Annotated in this window: 20 protein-coding genes; all 20 read right to left on the reverse strand. The window is 49.6% G+C overall.

All coding sequences use genetic code 11. From position 1 onward, the window contains the following. Positions 1-125 precede the first annotated feature (125 nt). On the reverse strand, positions 126-1,328 hold the full coding sequence (gene metK / locus KDC22_RS30590; RefSeq protein WP_211721362.1) for a methionine adenosyltransferase: 1,203 nt from the start codon (positions 1,326-1,328) through the stop codon (positions 126-128). A gap of 206 nt (positions 1,329-1,534) precedes the next feature. Further along, the gene (locus KDC22_RS30595; RefSeq protein ID WP_173136137.1) at positions 1,535-1,807 is read right to left on the reverse strand and encodes an alpha/beta-type small acid-soluble spore protein; all 273 of its coding nucleotides are present in this window, start codon (positions 1,805-1,807) and stop codon (positions 1,535-1,537) included. A gap of 189 nt (positions 1,808-1,996) precedes the next feature. Continuing rightward, a complete protein-coding gene (locus KDC22_RS30600) occupies positions 1,997-2,560 on the reverse strand; it encodes a hypothetical protein (protein WP_211721363.1) in 564 nt (187 codons plus the stop codon). An 86-nt stretch (positions 2,561-2,646) separates the two neighbouring features. Further along, positions 2,647-5,406: an Ig-like domain-containing protein gene (locus KDC22_RS30605; protein ID WP_211721364.1), complete on the reverse strand. Its 2,760-nt coding sequence runs from the start codon at positions 5,404-5,406 to the stop codon at positions 2,647-2,649. Between the two features lie 583 nt (positions 5,407-5,989). Next, positions 5,990-6,256: a hypothetical protein gene (locus KDC22_RS30610; protein WP_343221849.1), complete on the reverse strand. Its 267-nt coding sequence runs from the start codon at positions 6,254-6,256 to the stop codon at positions 5,990-5,992. Between the two features lie 188 nt (positions 6,257-6,444). Next, the gene (locus KDC22_RS30615) at positions 6,445-10,464 is read right to left on the reverse strand and encodes an S-layer homology domain-containing protein (protein WP_211721365.1); all 4,020 of its coding nucleotides are present in this window, start codon (positions 10,462-10,464) and stop codon (positions 6,445-6,447) included. A 144-nt stretch (positions 10,465-10,608) separates the two neighbouring features. Beyond that, positions 10,609-11,733 carry a glycosyltransferase family 4 protein gene (locus KDC22_RS30620; protein ID WP_173136127.1) on the reverse strand — a complete coding sequence of 375 codons (1,125 nt, stop codon included), beginning with the start codon at positions 11,731-11,733 and terminating at the stop codon, positions 10,609-10,611. Positions 11,734-11,846: 113 nt separating this feature from the next. Further along, a complete protein-coding gene (locus KDC22_RS30625; protein WP_246553119.1) occupies positions 11,847-12,605 on the reverse strand; it encodes a WecB/TagA/CpsF family glycosyltransferase in 759 nt (252 codons plus the stop codon). A 7-nt stretch (positions 12,606-12,612) separates the two neighbouring features. Then, complete coding sequence (csaB, locus tag KDC22_RS30630; protein WP_211724255.1) at positions 12,613-13,779, reverse strand: polysaccharide pyruvyl transferase CsaB; 1,167 nt, start codon at positions 13,777-13,779, stop codon at positions 12,613-12,615. Next, complete coding sequence (locus tag KDC22_RS30635; protein WP_211721366.1) at positions 13,752-15,791, reverse strand: DUF5693 family protein; 2,040 nt, start codon at positions 15,789-15,791, stop codon at positions 13,752-13,754. The genes csaB and KDC22_RS30635 overlap by 28 nt, the downstream gene beginning before the upstream one ends. 153 nt (positions 15,792-15,944) lie before the next feature. Then, positions 15,945-17,663 carry a phospho-sugar mutase gene (locus KDC22_RS30640; RefSeq protein WP_211721367.1) on the reverse strand — a complete coding sequence of 573 codons (1,719 nt, stop codon included), beginning with the start codon at positions 17,661-17,663 and terminating at the stop codon, positions 15,945-15,947. A gap of 47 nt (positions 17,664-17,710) precedes the next feature. Next, complete coding sequence (fabZ, locus tag KDC22_RS30645) at positions 17,711-18,133, reverse strand: 3-hydroxyacyl-ACP dehydratase FabZ (protein ID WP_173136121.1); 423 nt, start codon at positions 18,131-18,133, stop codon at positions 17,711-17,713. A 286-nt stretch (positions 18,134-18,419) separates the two neighbouring features. Next, entirely contained in the window at positions 18,420-18,650 is a 231-nt protein-coding gene (locus tag KDC22_RS30650; protein WP_173136119.1) for a DNA-directed RNA polymerase subunit beta, read from the reverse strand. Between the two features lie 9 nt (positions 18,651-18,659). Continuing rightward, the gene (locus KDC22_RS30655; RefSeq protein ID WP_211721368.1) at positions 18,660-19,475 is read right to left on the reverse strand and encodes a flagellar hook-basal body protein; all 816 of its coding nucleotides are present in this window, start codon (positions 19,473-19,475) and stop codon (positions 18,660-18,662) included. 79 nt (positions 19,476-19,554) lie between these two features. Further along, entirely contained in the window at positions 19,555-20,433 is an 879-nt protein-coding gene (locus tag KDC22_RS30660; protein WP_173136115.1) for a flagellar hook-basal body protein, read from the reverse strand. Positions 20,434-20,488: 55 nt separating this feature from the next. After that, complete coding sequence (gene mreB, locus KDC22_RS30665; protein ID WP_173136113.1) at positions 20,489-21,487, reverse strand: rod shape-determining protein; 999 nt, start codon at positions 21,485-21,487, stop codon at positions 20,489-20,491. A gap of 129 nt (positions 21,488-21,616) precedes the next feature. Continuing rightward, positions 21,617-21,904: a sporulation transcriptional regulator SpoIIID gene (gene spoIIID, locus KDC22_RS30670; RefSeq protein WP_019915029.1), complete on the reverse strand. Its 288-nt coding sequence runs from the start codon at positions 21,902-21,904 to the stop codon at positions 21,617-21,619. Positions 21,905-22,129: 225 nt separating this feature from the next. Beyond that, positions 22,130-22,870, reverse strand: a complete 741-nt coding sequence (locus tag KDC22_RS30675) for a M23 family metallopeptidase (protein ID WP_211721369.1) — start codon at positions 22,868-22,870, stop codon at positions 22,130-22,132. Positions 22,871-22,931: 61 nt separating this feature from the next. After that, positions 22,932-24,107 (reverse strand): stage II sporulation protein D, encoded by a 1,176-nt coding sequence (gene spoIID / locus KDC22_RS30680; protein WP_211721370.1) that lies wholly within the window; start codon positions 24,105-24,107, stop codon positions 22,932-22,934. Between the two features lie 481 nt (positions 24,108-24,588). Next, entirely contained in the window at positions 24,589-25,782 is a 1,194-nt protein-coding gene (locus KDC22_RS30685) for an IS256 family transposase (RefSeq protein WP_211721371.1), read from the reverse strand. Positions 25,783-25,879: the final 97 nt, after the last annotated feature.

A 25,879-nucleotide genomic window follows, 5' to 3' on the forward strand; every position in this document is an offset into this window, starting at 1 on the left:
GCATTTGAGTGAACAGGTATGGGCTGCATAACAAAAAAAGCCCACATAACAGCCTCTTCATGAGGACTGCCATATGGGCATACTTTGCTTAGATTATAATAGCTCGTTGCGCTAACATTTTCTTTTTAAACGCCAGCTTGGGCTTTCAACAAATCGGCCTTATCCACGCGTTCCCACGGAAGGTCCACATCTGTACGGCCAAAATGACCATAAGCTGCTGTTTGTCTGTAGATAGGCTTACGCAGATCCAACATGGAGATGATTCCTGCCGGACGCAGATCAAAGTTGTCGCTGATCAGTTGAACCAGCTTCTCCTCACTGATCTTACCCGTTCCATAAGTATCCACATTGATTGATACAGGGGTTGCTACGCCAATGGCATAAGCCAATTGGATCTCGCACTTATCGGCAAGGCCGGCAGCTACCAGATTCTTCGCTACATAACGTGCAGCATAGGCAGCAGAACGGTCAACCTTAGTCGGATCTTTACCAGAGAACGCACCGCCGCCATGCCGGGCATAACCGCCATATGTATCTACAATGATCTTGCGTCCAGTCAGTCCGGCATCACCTTGAGGACCACCAATAACAAAGCGTCCAGTAGGGTTGATGAAATATTTAGTGGCATCATCCAGCAGTTCGGCTGGAACAACCGGAAGAATGACATGCTCTTTGATGTCTGCCTGAATTTGCTCAAGGGTAATTTCTTCGGCATGCTGAGTAGATACTACGATCGTATCCACACGTACCGGCTTCTCATCCTGATACTCAATCGTAACCTGAGTCTTCCCATCCGGACGGAGGTATTTCAGGGTTCCATCTTTACGGACCTCAGCCAAGCGGCGCGCAATCCGGTGCGATAAGGCAATGGGAAGCGGCATAAGCTCAGGTGTCTCATTGGTTGCGAAACCAAACATCAGACCTTGGTCACCGGCACCGATGTTAGCCGTCTCTTCTGCTACTAACGCAGGATCACGGTTCTCCAGAGCAGCATTCACACCTTGGGCGATGTCCGCCGATTGCTCATTCAAGGAACTAAGCACAGCGCAGGTATCGCAGTCAAAGCCAAATTTGGCACGGGTATAACCAATTTCCTTAATCGTATTACGTACAATTGCCGGAATATCCACATATTCAGACTTGGTGCTAATTTCCCCGATTACAAGCACGAGACCTGTTGCAACAGCTACCTCACAAGCTACACGGGCATTAGGATCGTTAGCAAGAAAAGCATCTAGTACCGCGTCGGATATCTGATCACAGATTTTATCGGGGTGTCCCTCCGTTACGGACTCAGAAGTAAACAGATGACGCCCTTTGATCGACATATACAACAACCTCCCATATTGTTGAATCTGACACTGTATTCAAGGGGGCTCCCTAGTAGATAACAGGCCAAATATAGTTAGTATAATATAATAGCTGATTGCCTGTTTTATTCAAAAAACGAACCTTTTCCAAAATGGAAAAGGTCTACGGCCTTCCTCAAAGGTCATATTATCTTATTTACCGGGTGCTGTCAATTGAAGACAGGTTATGTGAAAAGAGATTGCTCGGCCTGTTTGATCAACCTCTTTGTAATTTCCCCGCCTACAGATCCATTGTCTCTCGAGCTGAGATGTCCCAGATAAGGAGTTCCTCCAGGTGCTCCAGCTCCACCTATTGTTCCCAGTTCAGACGCAAATTCCGTATCCATCCCACCACCGTAAGAAGCTCCATATAATCCAAATTCAGAAGCAATCTCATATTGCATTTGTTTCAGCATTGCCCGGCTCTCTGGTACCACTGTGCGATTAGTGCGTGCCATGTTACAGCACCTCCTGTGAATTTTTTTAAGATTACAGGTAGTATTGTGTACGGATTCCAGAGGCCTGAGTCGGCTCAATGTTTGTCATCTGTGGGAATGAGTTCCGGTGTATAGGGTGACCCAATCTGGGGCATTCTTTATATAGAAAGAAAAATGTCGATTGAAGTGTACTTATAAACGGGTTGTAGCTTATTTGAGAGTATAAGCACCACGGACCATAACAACGATTTTCATCGTTTGACCGTTCTGTACAGCGATTCCACGGCCATCCCGTGGGAAAGATAACAGATGATTCGTAGGCGCAGCTACACCATTCGCCAAATCGACACCATCTGTCAAATCGGCAACCCCATTTGCATCCTGAGAATAAATAATCGCCTTGCCTGCGCGCACAATGAATTCTGCACCTGCTCCAGCAATCAGGGTTTGTCCAGGTTTCACATCAACGATTTCACTGGAATCCCCACTCCCTGAGGTGCCTGTCCCTGGGGTAGGCGCTTTGGTCGGAGCTGTGGTGGCAGCGGGTGCATTAGTGGCAGTCGCACTTGGAGCTTGTGTCGGTACAGTAATATTCCCGCCCAGAGCTTTCTGAATCTGTTGATCCACATAGCTCTTGGTAACGACCGGGTCTTCGACAGTCCCTGGCTGTGATCCAACACCGGCGCCTTCGGCCGTAATATTAAGCATGGAGCCTGCCCACAGGCTACCCGCTACTAACACCGCAGACATCGTGACTTTCCAAGCTGTCTTCAATTGTGTCTCCTCCTCATATTGGGATAAATGGCTATAAAAAAAGAATAGCCTCCGAAGAGGCTATTCTTAATTGCAGTAATCGGAGATTACTTAACAGTGATGGAAGTACCAGTGTTAACTTTGTTTCCTTCTTTGTCAGTGATGTTAGCAACAGGAGCTTCATCTCTAACCTTCACAGTCAATGTGTAGACAGTGTTACCATTAAGATCGATAACGCCATTTGCATCATTGAATGTTACATAGTACTTATCGGCCAACGAAGCATTACCGATAGTTGCAAACGATGAAGGTGATACAGGATTACCGTTCAGCATGAAGATAAAGTCACCTGCATCTGCATTCTTAACTGCTTCTGAGAATGTCAGGATCATTGTTTTGCTGTCGGAAGATGATACTACAGCAGTAGACAGGGTTGGTTTCACTCTGTCACCCAATATGATGTTTTGTTCAAATGCAACGTCCAAACCGTTTCCGGCAGTATCTACAATACCAGCAACCGTGAACTTGTAGTTCTTAGTTTCGTTAATGCTGGACTTAGGAATGTGAACTTCTGCAACTCTTGTAGGAGTGCCACTAGTTGCTGGCAACAGTGTTACATAAGAGCCTACTGGAAGTGCAGCGTCAGCCAATGTGTAGCTGTTATTGTCTTGGAGCGATTTAATGTTTAGTTCTGAGTTATCAGTAGCAGTTACACGGATTACATAGTCAGCACTGTTAAGATCTTCTGTTTGATATACTGCACTCATAACAGTCGGTCTTTCCGCATCGGAAGATGCAGTGCTTCCGGATACAGGCAATACTGTTGCTGCAGATTTATTCTTAGCGTAGCCAGTATCAGCTGCCAGACCTGCAGGCAGACGTAGAGTTTGAGCACCAACTACCGCAGTCGTACCAACTTTGAATGTCAGAGACTTGCCATCGTTAGAACGGCCAGCATAAGTCAAGTCAGTGTTAGCAACACCTGTAGAATCATTGATCAAAGTCAAACCAGTAACATTACCATAAGTAACTTCTTCAGAGAACTTGATAGTGATACCAGTTCCAGCTTTATAAGTTACGCTAGTTACAGTTGGAGCTACTGTATCCTTAGTGAAAGTAATTGGCTGGGACAATGCAGTACCCAGAGTATTACCAAGCGTATCACGAACACTTGCTCCGAAGACAATTGTTCCTGTGAATGTTCCATTTTCAGGAAGACTTGCCATTGTTGAAGTCAAGATGAACGTTTTGCCATCAACACCAGCATTGATCTGCATTACACTCTTGAGTTCTCCGTTAGGGTCGAGCAAACGAACGCTACCAACCAGGGAATTGAAATCAATGTTTTTGTTAAATACAACTTTCACTTTCTTATCGCCTTGTGCCGTCGCGCTTACGATTGTAGGGGCAGCGGAATCAGCAGTTACAGTCACAGAAGCTTTTGTTGGGTTAGGGTTAGCAACATTTCCTGCATAATCAGTTAGATTAGTCAAGGAAACATCATATGTTGCGCCACTAGTCAACGCAGAACCAGTGTTCAAAGTCACTTCATCAAGTGGAGCATAAGTATCGCGGCTTACACTTGCAGGAGCGCCGTTAACATATGCGATCAATCCAGCAGTTTTAACTGGCTCGCTCAATTTAACGTAAACTTTGTTAGTTGTTGTTTTAGCAACAGAAGAAACGGAAGCAACAGTAGGAGCAGTAGTATCAGCAACAGTCAACAGGTTAGTGAAGGCTGGGATAGCTTCTCCGGCAGTTGTTTTCACGCTGTCCTTAATTACAACAGTGTAAGTACCTTTAAGATACTCACTACCTGCAAATGTGATCCAAGCTTCTGTACCATCGGAAGCCAGAACTACGTTTGCGTTATTAGCATTCACCAATTGATCACTGTTGTTAACACGAGTCACTTTAACAACTTCATCAATCAATTTCGCGCCGTTAGCAGTGTTTTCAACAAGAGTTTCTCCATCAATAGCACGGTTGAATTTAACAACCAGTTGCTTGGCGTTTGGAGCTGTAACAGAAACAACCTTAGGAGCCTGCAGAGTTACTTTTGCAGTGTAGTCCTTTTCAAGGTGTTTGAAGTTGATTGTTGTTTCAACGCCTGCTACCAGAGCAGTTGTCAATTCAACGTTTGCAGTTGTTTTGTCAGAGAAAGTTACAACTACTTTGGTTGGGCTTACTGCTTCTGCAGTAGCTACAGTCAATGTAGGAACTTTACCGATTTGGTCAACGGCATAAGCTGTTTCAACTACCAAAGAGCGAGTAGCATTGCCTTTGAAGTTGACGGTTTGAGCGATCAGGCCCTTGTTGATAACTGCTTGCGCATAGCCCTTAGCCCATGCAGATGCATTGTTATCAGTTGTAGTTGGTTGTTCCAGCTTCAGAGCACGGAACAATACAGCCGCAACTTCTTCAACTGTTACTTTACCGTTGTAGTTAAAGATACCTTTAACAGTATCTTGACCTTGCATCAATCCTGCTGCAGTAACAGCTTCGATGTAAGGAACAGCCCAGTTAGTAGCTGTGTAACCTTTATCTTTGTAAGTCAGCTTGCCACTTACTTCAGTAAGACCGAACAATTTAGTAACGATCTTAGCGAATTCTGCGCGAGTCAGATCTTTTTCAAGGTGAGCTTTACCATCTGGGTACCCATTAAGAATACCTTTTGCTGCCAAAGCATCAAATGCTTGTTGTGGAGTTGCTTTTGCTGTTTCACCAAATGCTACAGAGGCAAACATCGAGAATGCCATTGCTGTAGATAATGCTACGGATAAAATTTTCTTCATAACCTTTTTTTCTCCTCCTTGGACCTTCATAAACTGGGATTTTTCTTTAGTTGTGTAGCTCATATCACTCATTTCGTCGAGCACCCCCTTTCCCGAGTTGAGCAGATTAAGTATAAATAATGTCTGTGACGGGTATCACAGAAACTTGTAAACAGCTTCAAGGCATAGTAATACTAGATTCCTAATTCTACCTAAGTATTATACAATGTGCCTCTAGTCACGTAAAGCTAATTTTTCCAATTAGCAAAGCGTACTGCCATAAGAGCGAATCCGCTGTTGCCTTGTGCAAGTGACTCTACACCTTAAACGCAATAGTTTTGAAAAAGTTGCGCTTTGGCGAAAAAAACTTTTTTTGCCCTGCAGTATCCCGGCCCCGGTACACTAGAAGATACAATATGTATGTTCTACTAACTATTGTTAATGTTGGGTGGCTACGGGAACCAGTATAGCACGAGACATTCTAGTCGTCATTAAACAATATTTGCTAAGATCATAAACAAATATTTCATAAGTACTGTTCTCCATTCACTTTCGGCATTTGAGCCAATAAGTAATTACCCACATTACAATGGAATTAACACGTTCATCACGACAAAATAAAATAAGAAGGCTGCTGATAACCTCAGCAGCCTTCTTAACATCTTTATGTCCAGGACTATCGGATCTTCATGGATAGCAGTATTAACTCCTGGCGCTTCTCAGGACTTGCATTAACATTCTCATACATGGCGTCAATCGCTGCGCGGTTCTCGCGGTAGCTCTTCTCATGTTTGATTGTGCTATGGGACCATTCGATCAGTGCATTCTCAGCAATAACCAGCTCATTATAAGCATCATGGAAGCCTGTCGCTTGTACAAGCTCTTCCATCACTTCCTGAGTGATCTCCTGCACTGCCCGCTTAGCTGCAATTTCCTTTTCCATAACCTTTGCTCTATTCTCAAACATATTCTTTGCTTTCGTGTAATCCAATTGTGCTTTTGATAAAATCGGTTTCATCGATGGCTTTCACCTTTCACGTAAAAATGGTCTCTTTGACATTGTAACGCAAATGGGAGCAGATTACAAAGATGTCCGAATGGTAATTTAACCTCTTTGAGATTTTCCATTTCCTAGCTCAGACTTTTAGGGAAAATACTAGTGCTCTTCTTCAAAAGCTCCACAGCAATTTTACCAGCCTCAGCTCTCGTCATATTAGATTTGGGGTTGAAGTTGTACGAGGCTTTCTTTTGACCTGGTGTGTTCACTTCAGCCCCATTCATAATCCTAGCCTTGGATACAGCCTGAACAGCGGCCAATGCATAAGATTCTATCTTGCCGGAATCCAGGAATGACTTAGCTACTGCATCCTTTAATTTCTGATCGTTAACAGGCAGCTTCAGCTTCAGCGCTCTGGCGATCATCACAGCGGCTTGTTCACGCGTAATTGGTTGATCCGGCCCAAACACTCCGTCGGTAAGTCCCGTCACAATTCCTGCTCTTGATGCCGTCTCAATATGTGCGTAGTCCCATGTAACTGAGCCGGCCCCCGGAACCAGATCTGAATAAGTCTTATTATCATCGTAGTTAAGCGGCAGATTCAGACCCTTTACAAGCAGGGTTGCAAACTCTCCTCTTGTTGTTTGATCATCTGTTCCAAATTGTTCAAAACGAAGATTGTTCATGATTCCCTTGGAATACAGAGCATTTAGAATATTTCTAGCCCATTGGTGGTTCGTAATATCGTTATAGCCACGGCTCATCTTCATAACCTTGTAATAACCAAATTCATGAAATGGAACACTAATCGTATGTTTCTTGGTATCAACGGTCCCGCCAATATTAACCCATTCCCGGTTGGAATTATATTGGAATACAGTTACTACTGTCCCTGCATCGTCAACTACATTGGAGTCAAAGGACAGAGTTAACGTTCCCCGTTTGGACGGAGTGATTTTGCGTTCTGCTGGGGTCTGCGGGTCACCGAACAGACCATCAACAGAATAAGGGGCTAGACCATTCGTTGCAGGAATATAACCTGCAGATGCTGCTGTGCCCAGTTCACCAAGGCCTCCGCTAATCCAATACACATCCGAAATTCTCACAAAGTTACTGCTCTCATACGGAGAACTGAAACGAAGAGAAAATTCGTCAGGAATGATCCAGTTAGGGATGCCGCTCTCCTCAAACGTTATTGGGAAGCCGATGACATTGCCATAATCATTACGGCGCTCCACCACACCCGTTGTCGGCTCTGCAATACCGAAGCGAAGCTTGGTATTTGGATAGAACTTTTTCAGATTGCGCGTATCTGTACTTTGCATTACTGTTCCTTTAGGAAAGTTCAGCTCTAGCTTCTTATTAAATACACTGTATTTGTCTGCTACCTTAGGTGCCATATACTGCGAGTCAACCGCCACAGTACCTGTATAGAATATAGATATGGTATCTGTACTTGTACTGCTTCCTCTGACGATCTGAATTTTAATACTATTGGCCTTATCCGGTTTCAACCCTACATAATCCATTACGAATCTGCCAGGGCCCAGATCCGTTCTTTTAACTGCCTGTTCTTTATCAATAATTACATTTGTAGCTCCCTCAGCCTCAATATCGAAATGAACAAAATTCTTATTCACAACATATTGAGTACCTACGGAAGGCTGTGGTGACAGAATACGGTAGGCACTTACTTCCCGGACCAGTTCCAGCTTCTGGCTAGTCTTGGCACCGGTGCTGTTGATCAATTCAAGCGTGTATATATAAGTTCCCGGCGTATCATTGGTAAGATCCTGAATCCGCATAACGAAGTCTTTTTGACTGCCGGCAAAGCTGGTGGTATAACGTTGATCCGCAAAGATCGGGCTTACTGTGTTCGCGGAACTCGCGTTAGCAGGAATATCAAGCGACAATATATTTTTGGTCCCCAGGTTCAGATTAAGCTTAACTGCCCCGCTGCCTCTTAGCACCAAATCATAGGTCTTCAGGCTGGTTGTATATTTCGTCTCATTATAAATGAAGTCAGGTGTCAGATTGAACAGCTTTGTCAATAGGACATCCGTTGGCCCAAAGTTAGCATCCGGGAACGCCGATCTCCCTGTACCTAAGGCTGGCTGGAACTTGCTGATGGTCGATACATTCTCATCGAGAATATAGACGCGCAGTTCCTTGCGAACCTCACGAACCTGTCCTTTTTCATCTACCCCTGTACCTGTCAGAACAATTTTGTTCTCCCCAAATACGATGGGTCCTTTTACTGCATCAATATCCAGATCCACTGTAAAAGTACCGTCACTGGCGTTTGGAAATTTCTCAGAGCCTGTAGGTTTGATCTTCGTTCCATTCACATACATTTCAGCCAAGAAGTATTTACTGTCCAGATTAAAATCAACATATTGTCCCTTGACGTTCAACGATGTACTTTCTTTGGAGTTTATTACATAAGTCTGTCCGTCTGTGAGGTTCGATACATAAATATAGCTCTTAGAAGCAAATGAAATATTCACATCTTTGTTTGAGGACGAACCATCAATCTTGAACCGGACAGTCTGATTCCCGTTCTGGAAATCTGTAATTTTAAAGATATGCTCTGTTGGCGATACCTCCTTTATCCATTCGGGCGCTAAAACTCTGGTGGACAAAGGCAAATAGCTTGCTATCAGCTTCACAGGAGTGGGTTTTACAGCAGTATTAGTCTTAACTAAGATGTAGAATTCTCCAGAATCCACCTTAGCCCCATTAAGTGCTACTCCGGCAGGCACCGTCCCGGTTCCGTTATATCCCGCTAAATACTTCATATCCGTGATTACAATATTATTCTTCATATACTGAAATTCAATGGAACGGTTAACGGTCTTGGTTCCATAGGCAACCGAAAGATTGTGCGTCTGCTTTTCTAAACGGTTAGCGGGTGTTGCATTATCTTTTGTTAGCGTCAAAGGAATTTTAAAAGTTACCAGCCTATAAGCGGGCGCATCCTTAATTGGAGATGGCACCAAAATTTCACCACTACCTACTTTTAACTCTACAGTACCACCACTTCCAAGGGTTAATCCCTCCCCATATTCAATCGCGGGGACTGCACTATCCAGCTTCACAACTGCCGATCCTTTGAAGGGTACTCCCGCATTGTCTGGAACCATCATCTGAACAAACAGATCGGCGGTATCGCTGTCTTCTGTCATCACTGGCTGGTCCCCGTACAAAAGGTCCTGCCCCTGTTTTAGCTTATCCCCTAAATACATTGCAACGATTGGATTCTTCTCATCATAGTAAAAGAGAGAATACTGGAAGCTCAGCGTGTCAGAACCATTCTGCACAACCAGCTTAAGGGTATTCACCCCAGGCTTAAGCTCCATTCGCTGAGAAAAGAAGGTTCCATCCTGAAGCAAGGATGTACTTGACGCAGTACCGTCATTAAGAGCAACAGTAACCTTGGTAGCATTCTGCGCCTTACCTTCCAGTGTGATCTCTTTATTGGCTACAACTAACTGTGCGCCTTCATTTAGATTCAGCTTCTCAGATCCACCCAGAACCTGAAGCTTCTCTACATATGGCACCTTATCAAACAGAACATAAAATGCTTCTGATCGTTCATTGCTGCCTTGTGATCCAGTCAGTGTAATCCGGTTCATACCCGGATACAAGGTCAGATTGGCACTGAATCGGTTATCAGGACTGTCAACATCCAATTGGACAACACCTGGAGTTACACGTGTAGGGTCTTCGATCCACTTTTTATTTGTCTGATCCCAGTTCAACAGTTGAACATTGGCTCCAAGTGTAGAACTAGTCACCTTGGTAAAGGTTCCTGTAACGGTCAAGCTCGCATCTGTCACCTGCAATACATTATCTCTTGCAATTTGCGGAGGTAACGTCGGTGAAGATGGCGGCAATAAAGTCAGATCAACCGTATTCCGAAGTTTTTGATTATCCGGTGTGAAGTAACTGGTAGGCTTATCTGCAGCCGCCGCAATATTCATAAGTCCTGGCGGGACTAAGGATACCAATAAAGCGAACAGAAGTGTCCAGATAAATGTTTTTCTCATGCGCTGCATGTCATTAACCTCTCCCTTTTTGTTGATGATAATTATTTTATCGGTCCAACCGTCAATAAATTGAAGGACTATGTCCAATTTTTCTGTAAACGTCATCCAGATCTGCTACAGTTGACACAATTGGATAGCTCCCTTGAGATTCCGTTTCATGTGAACGCACTAAAAAAGCGTATCCTGTGACAGGATACGCTTCAACTCAATCTAATCAAATTGGATACAATCTAACACCAAGTGAATGTATCACTTAGTGCCCCGTTCCTGATCCACCTTCATCCGCATTCTCAAAAACAAATCAATAATAGGCCGTTTGGTCTTGCTGATCACGCCGGTGATCTCGGCGCCAATCTGCAGGAAGAAGAGCATGACGCAGATGACGACGAAGGTGACCCAGTTGGCCTCGTACAGTGAAGCAGAGGTCTGGATGACAGCCAGGATTCCGAAGAAGGCGGCAATCCCATAGATGATGAGGACGGTCTGGCGGTGGCTGAAGCCCAGTTCACGCAGACAATGATGGAGATGACCTTTGTCCGGAGCGAAGATTGGTTTCTTCTGCAGCTTGCGCCGTACGATGGCAAAGAACGTATCCGATAACGGAACCCCTATAATCAGGAGAGGTGTGATGAACGATACCACCGCAATCTGTTTGAATCCGAGTAGTGCGAGCAGCGCCAGGCAGAAGCCCAGGAACAGCGAGCCCGTATCACCCATGAAGATTTTGGCGGGATGGAAGTTGAAGAACAGGAAGCCCAGAATACTGCCCAGAAGCAGCAGGCAGAGCAGTGCAACCATGGTATTGCCCATCAGAAAGGCCATTACGGCAATGGTGGCAATTGCGATACCTGATACGCCCGCTGCCAGCCCGTCCAGTCCGTCGATCAGGTTCACGGCGTTCGTGACGCCGACAATCCAGAAGATCGTCAGAGGGATAGCAATCCAGCTCTCCAGTGAGGAATAGCTATTATGAAAAGGAATATTTACGAAGTCCACCGTGATGCCAAACCCGAATACTACGATACAGGCAGCGGCAATTTGGCCCAGCAGCTTCACTTTGGCTGACAGCTCGAACCGGTCATCAAGACCGCCAATCAGCACAATCATTCCGCCGCCGCAGAGCAGCGCCTTAATGAAGTTAGCCTCCCGGGGAGTGAAGTCATAAGGAATAATCGGTAATACGGCAAGCAGGCCTAACACAAACGCCAGAAATATGCCGAGTCCGCCAAGGCGGGGCATGATCTTCGTATGCACTTTCCGGGCATTAGGCACATCTGTCGCACCGATCTTAATAGCGAATTTCTTCACGAGCGGCGTCAAAAGCAGTGCAAGCCCCATGCACACAATGAATCCAGCGATGTATATGATTAACATTTGTTCAGTCGACCCCCATTTCTCTACCGCATTGAATTATACGCTGAACCAAAAACAAATTCCAATACTGTTTTTAGGCGGTTACACGGATTTTCTCAGTAAATATCCCCATTTTACTGGGCTTTTGTCACTTTATCTTTCTCTCGCACCACTTTTACTGCGAATTTCGGCAGCGCAAGCATTCTTTTGTACCGCGTGGGTTCCTTGAGCAGCCTGTATAACCATTCGGCCCTCAACTTCTGGAACGCAACCGGGGCACGGCGGCTCTTGCCGGAGATCACATCAAAGCTGCCGCCGACTCCCATCATCACCGGAATCTGCAGCCGGGACTTGTATTTGGCGATCCATGGCTCCTGACTGTCTGCGCCTCTGGCAACAAAGAGCAAATCAGGACTCGCCTCGAGGATTCCGCTTACGATCTGTTCATCCTCATCCGGCCCAAAGTACCCGTCATGGTATCCTGCGATAACAATACCGGGATATCTTGTTTGTAACCGGGAAGCCGTCTCGCGAATCACCTCCGGGGTTGACCCGAGCAAATATACTCTCCAGTTATAGCTTTCGCCTTGCTGCAATAATTCATGTAAAAGATCAAAACCCGCTACACGCTCAGCTACCGGCTCATGACAATAATTCGCCGCCCATACGACTCCAGTCCCGTCAGGAACCACAAGCTCTGCTGATTTCATGATTTCCATATAAGACGGATTCTCCAGCGCTGCCATGACCATAATGGGGTTGGCAGTAATCACCTGATGAGGCTCACGCCGGTGAACCGCATCCGCCAAATACGAAACGGTCGTCTTCATATCTGCCTTGGATACTCGTATGCCAAAAATAGGCACTGTAGGTAATGCGCTATCTGCTTTCACTTGTCACTCATCCTTTATGGCCGAAATATTGGACAATTTGCCGGGCCGGAGCCTCGGCCGCTTCAACCAGCGAAGCAATCAGCGGTTCACGCTCCTGCTTCCAGCTCTCTCCTGACTCCAGCAGCTCCAGGAGCCCGGCAGCCACCTTATCTGCATCCAGTGCAGCTGTAGTACCGACCGGCAGGCAGGCAATCCGTTCAAGAAAATGATCAATCTTCGGATCATAAGAGACGCCCATCAGCGGGGTACGCCTTCCCGCAGCATAGATAAGACTGTGCAGCCGCATACCAATCAGCGCCTGGCACTGCCCTACCTCCCGCAGCATCTGCAGCGGATGCAGCGCATCTTCGCAGATACTCACGGTTCCGCCGTTCTTCTCTATGCCTTGTCCCACCTTCTGCATTACATAACGGGAAGCTTCATTATCTGCAGTGTGATGGAAGGGCAGAAAACGTACATGGAGCGGAAGCTCCGCGGAAGCCTTCACCAGACCCTCTGCCAAGGCATCCAGCTCTTGCCGGGACTGCTCCCAGAACCGTACAGACACACCTACGGTAGATAGAGCATCCTTCAGAACGGACGGGGGCGTATCTCCAATGCCGGACCCCGCTCCTGCAGACTCTCTATGCAGATCCTCCGGCAAAGCCAGACCCATAACCGGGTCAGGAACAACGTCTATCTTGTCCTTATCGAGTCCTATGGACTGAAGCAGCAGGCGGGACTGCTCATCCCGCACGGATACATAAGCACATTTGCGGAACACCGATTTGATCAGCGGATGAAACAGCTTACGGTTCACCGGCCCGATCCCCTGGGCATATATGAAGACCGGCTTGCCCATCCACTGAGCCAGCTTAATGATTCCCAGGTAGTACGGAATGGTCTTGCTGCTTGTTACATCCTGAAGCAGGCTGCCTCCGCCGCTGATCAGTCCGGCACTCTCTGATATGGCCTTCCGTACTTCGCCCAGCTTCATGCGGTGCACCGATTCAACGCCATAAGTAGCGGTCGTCCACTCCGGATCTATGGATAACACGACCGGCTCCAGAGACAGTCCGGCGGCTTGAGACTGCTTGCGCAGAGCGTTAAGAATTGACTGCAGGACGGCCTCGTCTCCACTATTGTGGAAGCCGTAAAAGCCGGAGATTATAATTTTTTGAGCAGCGGCGACCATCGTTTCCAGCACCCTTCCGCAATCTGCCATACTCCAATAGCGATAATACCAATGATCAGACCAAGTCCAAGACCCAGCAGCCCGCGGACCAGCGAGATCAGAATCGGTGAATGAATATGCGCAAAGGTATCCACCATGGACAACTGGCCAATCACTGCAATAATCAACAGGAAGGCTCCACTCCGGTATTTATAGGCCACGAACGCGCCAAGGATAAAGAGCGGATGTGCCAGCAGGAATTCCTTGTTGCGCGGTCTTACACCGACCGTATTCTCCAGGAAGGTTCGCAGGAGCTTCTCCGGTGCGCTTACACTTCCGCTATTGCCGGTCCGGCTCAAATAATACATTCCCACGATGCCCAGAATACCGGCGGCAATCACCATAAACAGCGTAATCGGTGTCCGCAGCAGCTTGCCTGTCTTGTTGAATGCAAACTCTCCACGGTATAAAAGCACATACAGCGCAATAAGTCCGATCGGCGCTAAATGAAGCAGGCTTACACCACGGAACTGATCAAGCACCAGAGCATAGGTGATATTATTCAGCAGTGCAATAACAAATGGAACTGCACTAAGGGAGATCAGCGCTGTCTTCACATACAGAACCAGACTATGCGTCAACCGGCGGCGCGGACTCATTACGGCAAAGGTTAATGCATTGGCGCGCAATGGAGGCCCCATCTCATTAATCTTGCGGATAGCGAGAATCATAGCCACTGTAGGCGCACTAATGGCGACCGCAAGCGCAAGCGCCTGTTCAAATAACGCCGGCTTCAGCAGCATCAGCCCTGCGCTTCCAATCATCCCCAGCACCCAGGCAGGCAGGGTAAGCCAAGGAATGAAGTAGGAGATCAGGAGGGCAACCATGGCAACCGCTCCGAACACGGCAATCAGCTTAAAATAACGCTGGAAAGAGGAATCCGCCACATCAAATGCGGTGGCTTGTCCAATGGTGAACCCGTTAGACTCGATTTTGGCAACCGCGCCTTCAGGTCCGCTGAGGCTTTCAATCAGATTATCCAGAGTATCTGTAATGGCAGCCTTCTTGGTATCTCTTGAGGGAATGGTATTGAGATAAATCATGCGGATATTGCGGTCCTTCGTAGCGAGCGAGAACCGGTCCGCAATCACTTCTGTCTTCAGGTTGGAATCCGCCTCACTGAGGGAATAGAGCCGCGTCACATTGTAGTCCAGCAGATAGGCAAGCTTCGAGAAGCCCTTTTGCTGGACTTTAATATTCTCGATGGCTGCGATTCCCATCCCGTGTTCCTTCAGAAGATCGGCAAACGCCGTAATACTGGCCATATCCGCATCATCCGAGAAGCCTTTGACCGACTCCCCTTCAAAAAGAATCCGCTTGACGCCAAGCTCGGCATAACGGTCCATCAGACGCTTTACGGCATCCTGATTGTATGCCAGAGAGTCTACCAGCCGGGGCACAATGCTGAAGCCTTTGGCGTGCAGCATCTCCAGCGTAATCGGGTCCGGCTGCAGCGGCTTGAGCGTTGCATTCTCAAGCGGGGTCTTGATGATCAGCCCTTGCTGTCCGCGGTAGTTCCATTCTTCCGTGGTGATATCCAGTCTGCCGAAGGCCTCCCGGATGACCGGAGAGAGCGCTCCACTGTTCTTCGCACTGGTAAAGAGGACATATGTATAGTTCTCATTCTCCGGAATCACAGTATCGGTAAGACTGGCGATATCAGACGCTCCCCAGATCATTAACCGGCGCGCCTTGCGGTAATCCTCCAGTGTATTCTCGTAAATGGCCATGCTCTGAACACCGGCAGCCTTCAGCCGGTCAAGCTGCTCGGAGATATAATCCTGCGGCTTCTCCCGGTAGCTCGCCACCTCAACCAGATCGCGGTAATCAAAGACAAACTCAACCGTTTTGGCAGATTTCTCGGTCTGAAGACGGTCATATACAACCGGAAGCGCGCCGAGCAGACCCACTACCACAATGACCCATAACCACTTGCGTGAAGCTATATTCCAGCGTTGCCATTTCTGTTGCACCAAAAGTACCTCCTCTTTCACTTTAAAGCTGATTGCCGTACAAGACAGATACCGCTCTTCTTCCCTTGCGGTCAAATTGAAGCGGAAACGGATGTCCCCCACTCTGGAGCATTCTCCGTTTCCGCACGTAAGTTATATATTCTGTATTCTGTATTATTTCCCGTCTACCCGTGCCATAACCTGATTCGTCAATTCAGCGACTTTGTGCTTGGCATGATCCAGTGATTCACCCACAACGGCAAAATACACTTTGATCTTCGGCTCGGTGCCGGAAGGACGCAGGCAGAACCAGGAGCCGTCAGACAGCAGATATTTCAGCACATTCTCTTTAGGCAGGCCATCAAGACCAAGGGAATAGTCAAGCACCTGTGTCACGGAAGCCCCGGCAATTTCATGCGGCGGGCTGTTCCGCCAGTCATTCATAATCCCTTGAATCTGCGCCACTCCATCCTTGCCTTTCAGCGTGCGGGATTCGAGGCTCTCCAGGAAGTAGCCAAACTGTCCGTACAGCTCCTGAAGCACATCATACAGGGTCTTGCCCTGGGCTTTGTAATACGCGCCCGCTTCGGCGATCAGCATCGCAGCAAGCACAGCATCCTTATCACGGGCATAGTTGCCCGCCAGATAGCCGTAGCTCTCTTCATATCCGAAAAGATACGTGTATTCGCCGGACTGCTCGAACTGGTTCATCTTCTCGCCGATGTATTTGAATCCGGTCAGGGTGTTGAACACGGTAGCGCCATAATGGCTGGCTACGGCAGCGCCCATCTCGCTGGTTACAATGGTTTTGACCACAGCGCCGTTGCTTGGCAGCTTGCCCTGTTCCTGCAGACGGCTCAGGTAGTAATGAATCATGAGTGCGCCTGACTGATTCCCGGACAACACGACGAACTTGCCTTCATTGTCACGAACGACAGCGCCCATCCGGTCAGCATCAGGGTCTGTGCCGATCAGCAGGTCCGCATTCAATTCTTCGCCCAGCTTCATCGCCAAGGTGAAGGCTTCCCGCTCTTCCGGATTCGGCGATTTGACTGTAGAGAATTCGGAATCCGGCTGTTCCTGTTCAGGAACTACATGCACCTGGGTGAACCCGATCTTCTCCAGTACACGGCGCACCGGCAGATTACCTGTCCCGTGCAGCGGCGTATAGACAATGGAGAAGTCACGGCCCAGCGAAGCGGCGATCTCTTCCCGGCTGACGCTTACCGCAGCCACCGTATCGGTGAAGGCTTCGTCGGCATCCGCCCCGAGCCAGTGCAGCAGGCCAGCGCTCTCAGCAGCCTCCCGGGACATGCGATTCACCCCGGTAAAGGTGTCCACTTCCAGAATATTAGCAATTACCTGCTCTGCTTCATGAGGCACCAGCTGTCCGCCCTGGGCGTTATATACCTTGTACCCGTTATATTCGGGCGGATTGTGACTGGCAGTGATGACTATGCCGCCTGAGGCCTGCAGATGGCGCACGGCAAAGGAGAGCTGCGGGGTGGAACGCAAGGAAGGGAACAGATGGGTCTCAATTCCGTTGCCAGCCAGTACAAGCGCAGCTTCCAGTGTGAATTCCGGGGAAAAGCGCCGGGAATCATGGGCAATCACCACCGAAGGTCTGTTTTCTCCCGTATGTTGTTCCAGAATATAATCAGCGAAGCCTTGGGTCGCTCTGCCTACTGTATACCGGTTCATCCGGTTGCTGCCTGCGCCGATGACCCCGCGCAAGCCGCCTGTACCGAACTCAAGGTCTCTATAGAATCGCTCTTCCAGTTCCTTAGGATCATTAGTAAGAGCCTTCAGCTCTTCTTTGGTGGTCTCGTCGACAGAAGGGTCCTGAAGCCAACGTGTTAGGGTCTCTGAGGCCTTCGGGCTTAATTCAGTCATGCAAATCTCTCCTTCTCCATCTATAATGTATAAGTTTATAACAGGAACTAGCTGAGTGCGAACATAATCTCTCCGGAGGCTACGATCTTGCCGTCCACCTTCGCGGTGGCTTGTCCCTTACCGATGCTGCCTTTGAGCCGGGTAATCTCTACCTCAAGCACAAGGGTATCGCCGGGTACGACCTGTCCGCGGAACCGGAAGCCGTCCAGCCCGGCCAGAAAACCGATTTTGCCCCGGTTGGCTTCCAGGCCTAGAATAGCTACTGCACCCACCTGTGCCAATGCTTCTGTAATCAGCACACCCGGCATGACCGGATAGCCCGGGAAATGCCCGGTGAAGAACGGCTCATTCACCGTTACATTTTTGATCCCGACAGCCCGTTTGCCCATTTCTATTTCAGTAATTCTATCCACCAGCAGAAATGGGGGCCGGTGGGGGATTATTTCTTGAATTTGATTGATATTCAGCATGATTAGCAAAGCTCCCTTCGGATATAACCGCGTCTATTAACCTCCGCCTACAGCACTTTTTTTTTCTTCACCGCCCTGCATAAATATGGGCAGCTTCGGTAAAAACTATAATTATCCTTCACGACCTGCAGCAGTGGAGGTTGAGATAAGGGGCTTTCTCCACCGCACGCGGCAGCATGGCGGAGAGGGCCCTTTTTGGCGCTCTTAGGGCACGCCATCATTATACATTTTTCAGTATAAAAAAGAAAACTCCCCTGCACAACAAGGGAGTCTCCGATATCTGTATTCAGGGTGCGAACACCAGGTCATATACATGTTTCCAGGTACTCCATTGAAGCACATCGCTGAGTTCCTTTTTGCCGAGAATGACATAACCCACGACCATCCCGCCGCCTAGCGCAGCAACCAGCAGCAACGGAATCAGGAACCACTGGATAACGGTCCAGACGGATATTCTTCTCCGCTTCACCGGCTTCTGTTGTTCTTCTGCTGCTTCCTTAACCTTCTCACGACTCATTCCTTCACCTCACGCGCGCATGTTATTAGCCAGGCCCAGCATCTGGTCACTGGAGGACAACGCCCGGGCAGCAAGCTGATAGGTACGCTGAATCTGCATCATCTCCGTCATTTCCCGGCTCAGATCCACATTAGAGGATTCCAGATAGCCTGTACGCACGCCTACTGTCGAAGGCTCCGCAGCACCCTTGAATGCCTGCTGCGTGGTCACCCCGTCAGCCAGTACATAGAAATTCCCATCCACAGCTTGCAGGGCACTCCTACTGAGCGGCTCAACAATCATGAGGGACCCGGCCAGAACAGGCGGCTGCTTCTCATCCGTCTTGGTCCATACCCGGCCGCGCTCATCAATAGCAGCACTTACATTGGCTCCTACGGTAAGCGGGTTCCCGTTGGTATTCAGCACCGGGTTCCCGGTATTGTCTACCAGAATCATTCTGTTCTTATTGGCCGTATCCGGGGTGAAATGGAAATTCCCCTGACGGGTATATGCCGTTGCTCCATTCACCTGAACGCCGAACAACCCATTGCCCTGAAGCGCCAGATCCGTAGGTTTCCCTGTCTCCTGGAGGGTGCCTTCCTCCCAATTGCTTGTAACTGTAGGCACACGCACGCCGAAGCCGATGTTGAAGCCAAGCGGCATACTGCGTCCAGGCTGGTCATAATCCTTGGATTGCTGCTGCACACGGGTGAGCACATCCTCGAAAGAGCCTTCCTTGCTCTTATAGCCGTTTGTGTTCATATTGGCAATGTTGTCCGCTATAATATCGAGCCGCTGCTGCAGACTGGACATAGAGACAGCGGCACCGATTGTCGAGTTGTTCACAGGTCTAACCTCCCACAAGCTTGATAAGAAGAAACTGGCTTACCGTATCCATACTTCATTAATATTGCCTAAGTCCAGCCTATACTCTGCCGACTTCATTCACAGCCTTCTGCAGGCTGCTGTCATAGAACTGGATTACCTTCTGATTCGCTTCATAAGCACGGTAAGCCGCGTTCATATCCACCGTAACCTGAGTGGCATCTACGTTAGAGTTCTCCAGATAGCCCTGGCGCACCTGCAGGTTATCGGCTCCTCCGGAGAAGCGGATGTCTGCGGCCTCGGCATCATCGGCATGGAAAACCCCGTTCCCGTCACGCACCAGCTCCTGCGGTCTCGTAATAACGCTGATTCCAATCCGGGTGCCTGATGGCAGTCCTGTATTGTTGTTAATCACGTTGCCCTGCCCGTCCACTTTAAGGTTATCCTGAGGTCCTGTCAATCTCAGCGGATTACCATTACTATCCAGAACCTTGAATCCCCCGGAACTGAGCACTTCCCTTGTAGGAGAGACGGTAAAGCTTCCGTTACGTGTATATAAATTATTGCCTTCATTATCCTGAACTGTAAAGAACGCCTGGGGCCGGTAAGTCACCTCGCCGTCAGGACTGATATATTTACCGGAGCCGTCAAACACAAGATTGGTGCCCGGATTATCCGGGTCCTCTACCTGTAAGTCGGTAGACAGCGCGAAGTCTGTGCTTTTGCCGCTCTCGATGAGGTCGCCCTGCAGGTATTGAGACACCGACTGCTCGGCAAATACTCCCGTATTGATCCGTCCGACAGGCTTCGGAACGCCCCCGCTCATCGCGGAGATCAGCACCTCGGGAAAGGCATGGCTGACGCTGTCAACCTGCTTGTACCCCGTTGTATTCAAATTGGCAATGTTCTGCGTCGCTGTATCATGTCTGCGCTGCTGTGTTACCATTCCTGCTGCGGCCGTATATAGTCCTCTAAGCATGAGGTCAGTCCCTTCTGTAAATCTGAATCTGCTGTTCTCCCTTATTATCGGCAGGCTAGAACTTTTTCTTAACTACCTTGTCCAAATGATCCAGCATAATTCCCGTGCCTTTGACTACGCAGTGCATCGGGTCCTCAGCGACCCAGACGGGAACATGCAGTTGCTCGGAGAGCAGCTCGTCCAGTCCGTTAAGCAGGGCGCCGCCGCCGGTCAATACGACTCCGCGGTCTATAATGTCTGCTGACAGCTCGGGAGGTGTCCGCTCCAGCACCGACTTGGCCGCAGCCACGATGGAAGAGACCGGGTCCCATAGTGCCTCCTTCACCTCGCCGGATGAAATGGTCAGTGTCTGCGGGAGTCCGCTTACCATATCACGCCCGCGGATATCCATCTCTGCCTGCATCCCGCCCGGACGTACCGAACCGATGGTCACTTTGATATCCTCCGCCGTACGTTCACCGATCAGGAGTTTATATTTCTGTTTAATATATCTTAAAATGGCATCGTCGAACTTGTCCCCTGCAATTTTGATGGAGGAGGCGGTAACGACGTCGCCCATGGACAATACGGCTACATCCGTCGTTCCGCCGCCAATATCGACGACCATATTTCCGCTAGGCTGATAAATATCCATCCCTGCGCCGATAGCCGCAGCTTTGGGCTCTGCTTCCATAAATACTTCTTTGGCCCCGCTGCGCTCCGCAGCCTCACGGATGGACTTCTGTTCTACTGAAGTAATATTGGTGGGAGCACAAATCAAAATACGGGGCCGTGAATACCAGGTCCGGCCGCCGACGCTGTCAATAAAGTGCTTGAGCATCATTTCCGTAATGGCAAAATCAGCGATTACCCCGTCCCGGAGCGGACGGATCGTAATTATATTTCCGGGTGTGCGCCCAACCATCCGGCGCGCCTGTTCACCAACCGCAAGGACTCTCTTCGTATCACTTTCAAGTGTGACCACGGAAGGTTCATCCAGAACGACTCCCCTTCCCTTGACATGAATCAGCACATTGGCTGTGCCGAGATCGATTCCGATATCCTTGCTAAGCATAATGAAAGAGCCCCCAAAGTGTTATTTTAAATTGAGATTAGTTAGATAGTACCAAATTTAAAAATACCATACTTTAGGGGGTGTGCACAATGGAATAAAGCTGAATTATGACTCGAAAATCCGAAAATCTTATGGCTTGGAGGCTACGGCAACCTCACGCTTCTTACCTGTTGTTTTCTTATATTTAATTTTTGTGGCTTCTCCCCCCCGAAGATGACGGATGGACTTGTGATATTCGAGAATGTGCTTCACCTGATCAGCCAGATCCGGGTTAATTTCCGGCAGCCGTTCGGTTAAATCTTTATGCACCGTGCTTTTTGAAACGCCAAATTCCTTGGCAATGGTCCGGACCGTGTGCCTGGTTTCCACGATGCAGCGTCCGATTTTAATGGTACGTTCCTTGATGTAATCGTGCACGCTCCCGCCTCCCAACTGTGAATAGTTTGGTACATTATATGAGGGGCGGGCCTATATATTCGCGCTTTCAGGACATGACAAGCTCCGGAAGGCTCATTTAATTTCTCGGACAACCTAATCAGGGGTATTTAACAGCCCTATTGTGTAAATAGAACCTGCCTGACTGTCCATTTCGGGTAGAAAATAAAAAAACAGGAGGCTTTCGCCCCCTGCAGAAATTTCGGCTTAACGCTGCGGAAGCAGATCCGAAGGATTCACAATCTTGCCGTCCTCATGCACCTCAAAGTGCACATGGTTGCCCAGATCCTTCTCCATCTCATTGCGTCCCGCTGCCCCCAGCATATCACCCTGCTTCACTTCATCGCCCTGCTTCACTTTGGTTTCGCCAAGGCTTTGATAGACCGTCTTCAGATCGCCTGGTGAGGTAACCTCGATTACCTTGCCGAGTACCGCTACATCTTCCACTCTTGTGACTTCACCGCTGAGCGCCGCCTTCACATCGAACGTCTTGTTATCCTCACGGGCAATATCAATTCCGGTATTGGTGACAAAAGTATTATTGTACTGCACCATCGCCGCAATATGATTCTCTTCCGTGCCATTCTCATCGTAGTACGGTTTCACCACTTCGACTTCACTTGGGCTTGCTACCGGCCACACCAGACTCTCAGCTGAAGCTACGACTTCCAGGGCTTCCGGATCACCGGTCAGGGCTCCGGTTTTGTTACCGGCTGCACCTTCCTGTGATACAACCGCGGCGGTGTCCGGATTCAGCGGCTTCTGGCCGGCATCCTGATAGACCCACACCAAGGTTAGTATAATTGCCGCTGCCGCCGTGTAGACTGCCGGGAATACCCACCGTTTGGATAACAGTCTGGTCCATGAAGAAGGCTTAACGCCTGAATCTCCCTGCTTGTTTTTGAGAGATTCATCATGGTTTGATTTGATTTTGTCTTGTTCATTCATATGGTTATCACCTCAGTAACCAGTGTTACCGGGCGCTTCGCTTTTATACGTATCTTGCAGATTATTTTTTCAAAAGAGTTGAGATTCCCGTGAAAGTGACTCCGCTGTAATAGTGTTTGAGAATCTGGGTCGCTGTCTTCCCCTGCTTCGCCATGCCGTTCGCCCCCCACTGGCTCATGCCAACCCCGTGGCCGTTGCCATAGGTGGTGATCTGCACCTTCCCCGCCTTGCGCTTCCATGTGAACTGGCTGGAACGGAGCCCCAGCTTCTCTCTCACTTCACGCCCCGTGAATACAGTTCCTCCAATAGAGATCTTTTTGACCCGGTGCCCTGCAGTCAGAGAGAGAACTTCTGCGGGCAGTCCGGCGGAGGATAAGTTAGAGGGCGGCAGCGTCTTGCCTGATGCAGCGAGATTCGCCGCTACCGGAAGATCTCTGGCTCTGAGGCCCAGCTTGCTGCGCAGCTCGGGAATGCTGAAGGTGTACGTGGCCGCCAGGTTCGGGGTAATCTCCAGCTCCCAGGGGCTGGCCACACTGCGCAGGTAAGGAACCGCAGCATTCCAGTACTCCTCGGAGTTCTCTGTATACCCTCCGCTGGAGGCGAAGAAGGAAGCCGTAATCGGCTGCCCCTTGTAGGTCATAATCATCCCGCGCGTCTCCAGGACCGCGCGCTTCAGCTTGGCCAGTCCGGCGCGCCCCTTGGCGGACGCCCAGTCCCGTTCCAGCGCAGCCTTCGATATGTAAGCCTGATGGCTTACCGTATCGCTCACATCCGCCTCGGGAACGGGCACCCCGCTGTGGTCGCCGGCCAGCAGGCGGCGTGCAATGAACGTGCGGGCCGCTACGGCCTGCGCCTTGAGCGCTTCAAGCTCGAAGTCGGCCGGCATCTCGGCCGCCAATACGCCGCTGACGTATTCCTCCAGCGGCAGGGTCTCTATTTGTCCGCTCTGCGACAAATAGACGGATACCTCCGGCTGCGGCGCTTCAGCAGCAGCCGGGGCCTGGGGTACAGGCGCGGCCGTGGCCCGTGCCTGGGGCAGCGCCGCCGGAGGCGCTGGCTGGGGCTGGCTGTCCCCGCGCTGCGGGACAACAGCCAGCGGCAGCAGCAGCGCCGCCAGCAGGGGCGCCGCCAGCCACGCGGCGGGGGCCAGCCGCCGGAGCGGGGGCGCACCGCGCCGCGCACGCGCGTAACGGCGCGGACGCTTCAGGATGCGCCGAAGCAATCTTAACTCTTTCATCTCTATGGCTCCTTCCGTAAGCACCGGTGATTCTTATAGATATGAATTTCCGCCACCTGCTAGAACGTGATTTTGAGAGAAAGAGAGTCTCAGCCGGGCGCAGCAAATCCCCACCAAACGGAGCCATAACTTCGATGATTGGTCAGGTACTTTCTGCTGGGAGCCTATGCTAACCCGATAAGTGGGAAACGGCTTTGCCCGTCCTTATAAAAGGCTGCATTCGTTTCAGAGAGTGCACTAATGCTCCTCATTTCCTAGTTTCTCCAGTATCCGTTGAATTCAAGTGCACTTCTGCTCCTCATTTCCTAGTTTCTCCAGTATCCGTTGTATTCAGGTGCACTTCTGCTCCTCATTTCCTAGTTTCGGTAGCGTCAAGAAGTTTGTGTAAGAGAGTAGAAGTACCTCCCCGGGTTACGGGTTGGGGGTGTAGGTGTTTCTGGGGGGAGGGGGAACCCCGACCCCCAGAAACTGGATTCATCCGCTATGCTTCATCGGGTGTAGGCACGGAAGGGTAGCGGGATTCAAAGAGCTCAAGGAGCTTCTTTTTAACGGGTTCCATCCCAAAGCCGGGGACGACCCGCTGCGCATGACGTTCATTGTAGTCGAGCATTTCCAGATACACGATTTTCTCCGCCGCATCCATATTCGTCAGACTGTTCATCGGTTTCAGGCGTTTGCGGATTTCCTTGTTCATTCGCTCAATCGGATTCGACGTGTAGATCGCTTTGCGGATGGGCTCCGGGTACTTGTAGAACGTCAGGAGGGTGGACAATTGCTCCTCCCAGGACTTCATTTCTTTCGGATATAGCTTGTTCCACTTGGCTTTGACCGTATCAAAATTTGCCCGGGCCACGACCTCATCCGGTGCCGTATACACCGTCTTCAGGGCTTCCAGGACATCGGTTTTGTGCTCGATTCGGATTTTGGGGAAGGTGGCCCGCACTTTGTGCACCACACAATGCTGCACATCGGCCTGCGGATAGGTCTCTTTAAACGCTGCATCCAGTCCTGGAAGCCCGTCAAACACACCGAGCAGCACTTCCTGCGCTCCGCGGTCGTACAGGTCTTTCAGCACCTCCCGCCAGCCGTTTGAACTCTCTTGACCGCCCACGTAGAACCCGAGGATTTGGCGTTGTCCCTCTTCGTCGATCCCCATCGCAAAATAAACCACCTCACCACGGACCGTCCCCCGTTTGAGCTTCACGTACAGCCCGTCCAGGTAGATCACGCTGTAGCGCTTGCTCAGCGGTCGTTTTTGCCACTGGTGGATATCGTCCAGGACGGTAGCCGTAATGTTGCTGACGGTGGTGGGCGAGTAGTGGCTGCCGAACATGCTCTCAATGAACCGGGCGACGTCCCGCGTGCCCATGCCGCTTTTATACATCTGAATGACGGCTTCTTCCAGCCACCCGTCGCGTCGCTGGTACGGCTCAAACATCTGGGTCTGAAATAAACCCTGACGGTCCCGGGGCACCTGAAGATTCTCGATATTGCCGTATTTCGTATGCAGATTTCGCGTGTAATAACCGTTGCGACTATTGCAGTCACCGGATTCTTCGCTGTCCATAAACCCCTGGATTTCAGCGCGCAGAAGGGACTGCATGTTGTCTTTCACAAAATCGTTAACAAGTTTTTCAAATAGATTATTCAGTGCACTTTCGGGTAAAATAGGCATTGGTAGGGTTCCTCCTTAGTGGTTTCGCAATCCTGAGGATACCCTACTTTTTTATTGCCTGACTAGGCTCCAAATACTGGTACACAACTTATTTTAC

It is taken from the genome of Paenibacillus tritici, from assembly GCF_018207515.1.
Classification (GTDB): Bacteria; Bacillota; Bacilli; order Paenibacillales; family Paenibacillaceae; genus Paenibacillus_AQ; species Paenibacillus_AQ tritici.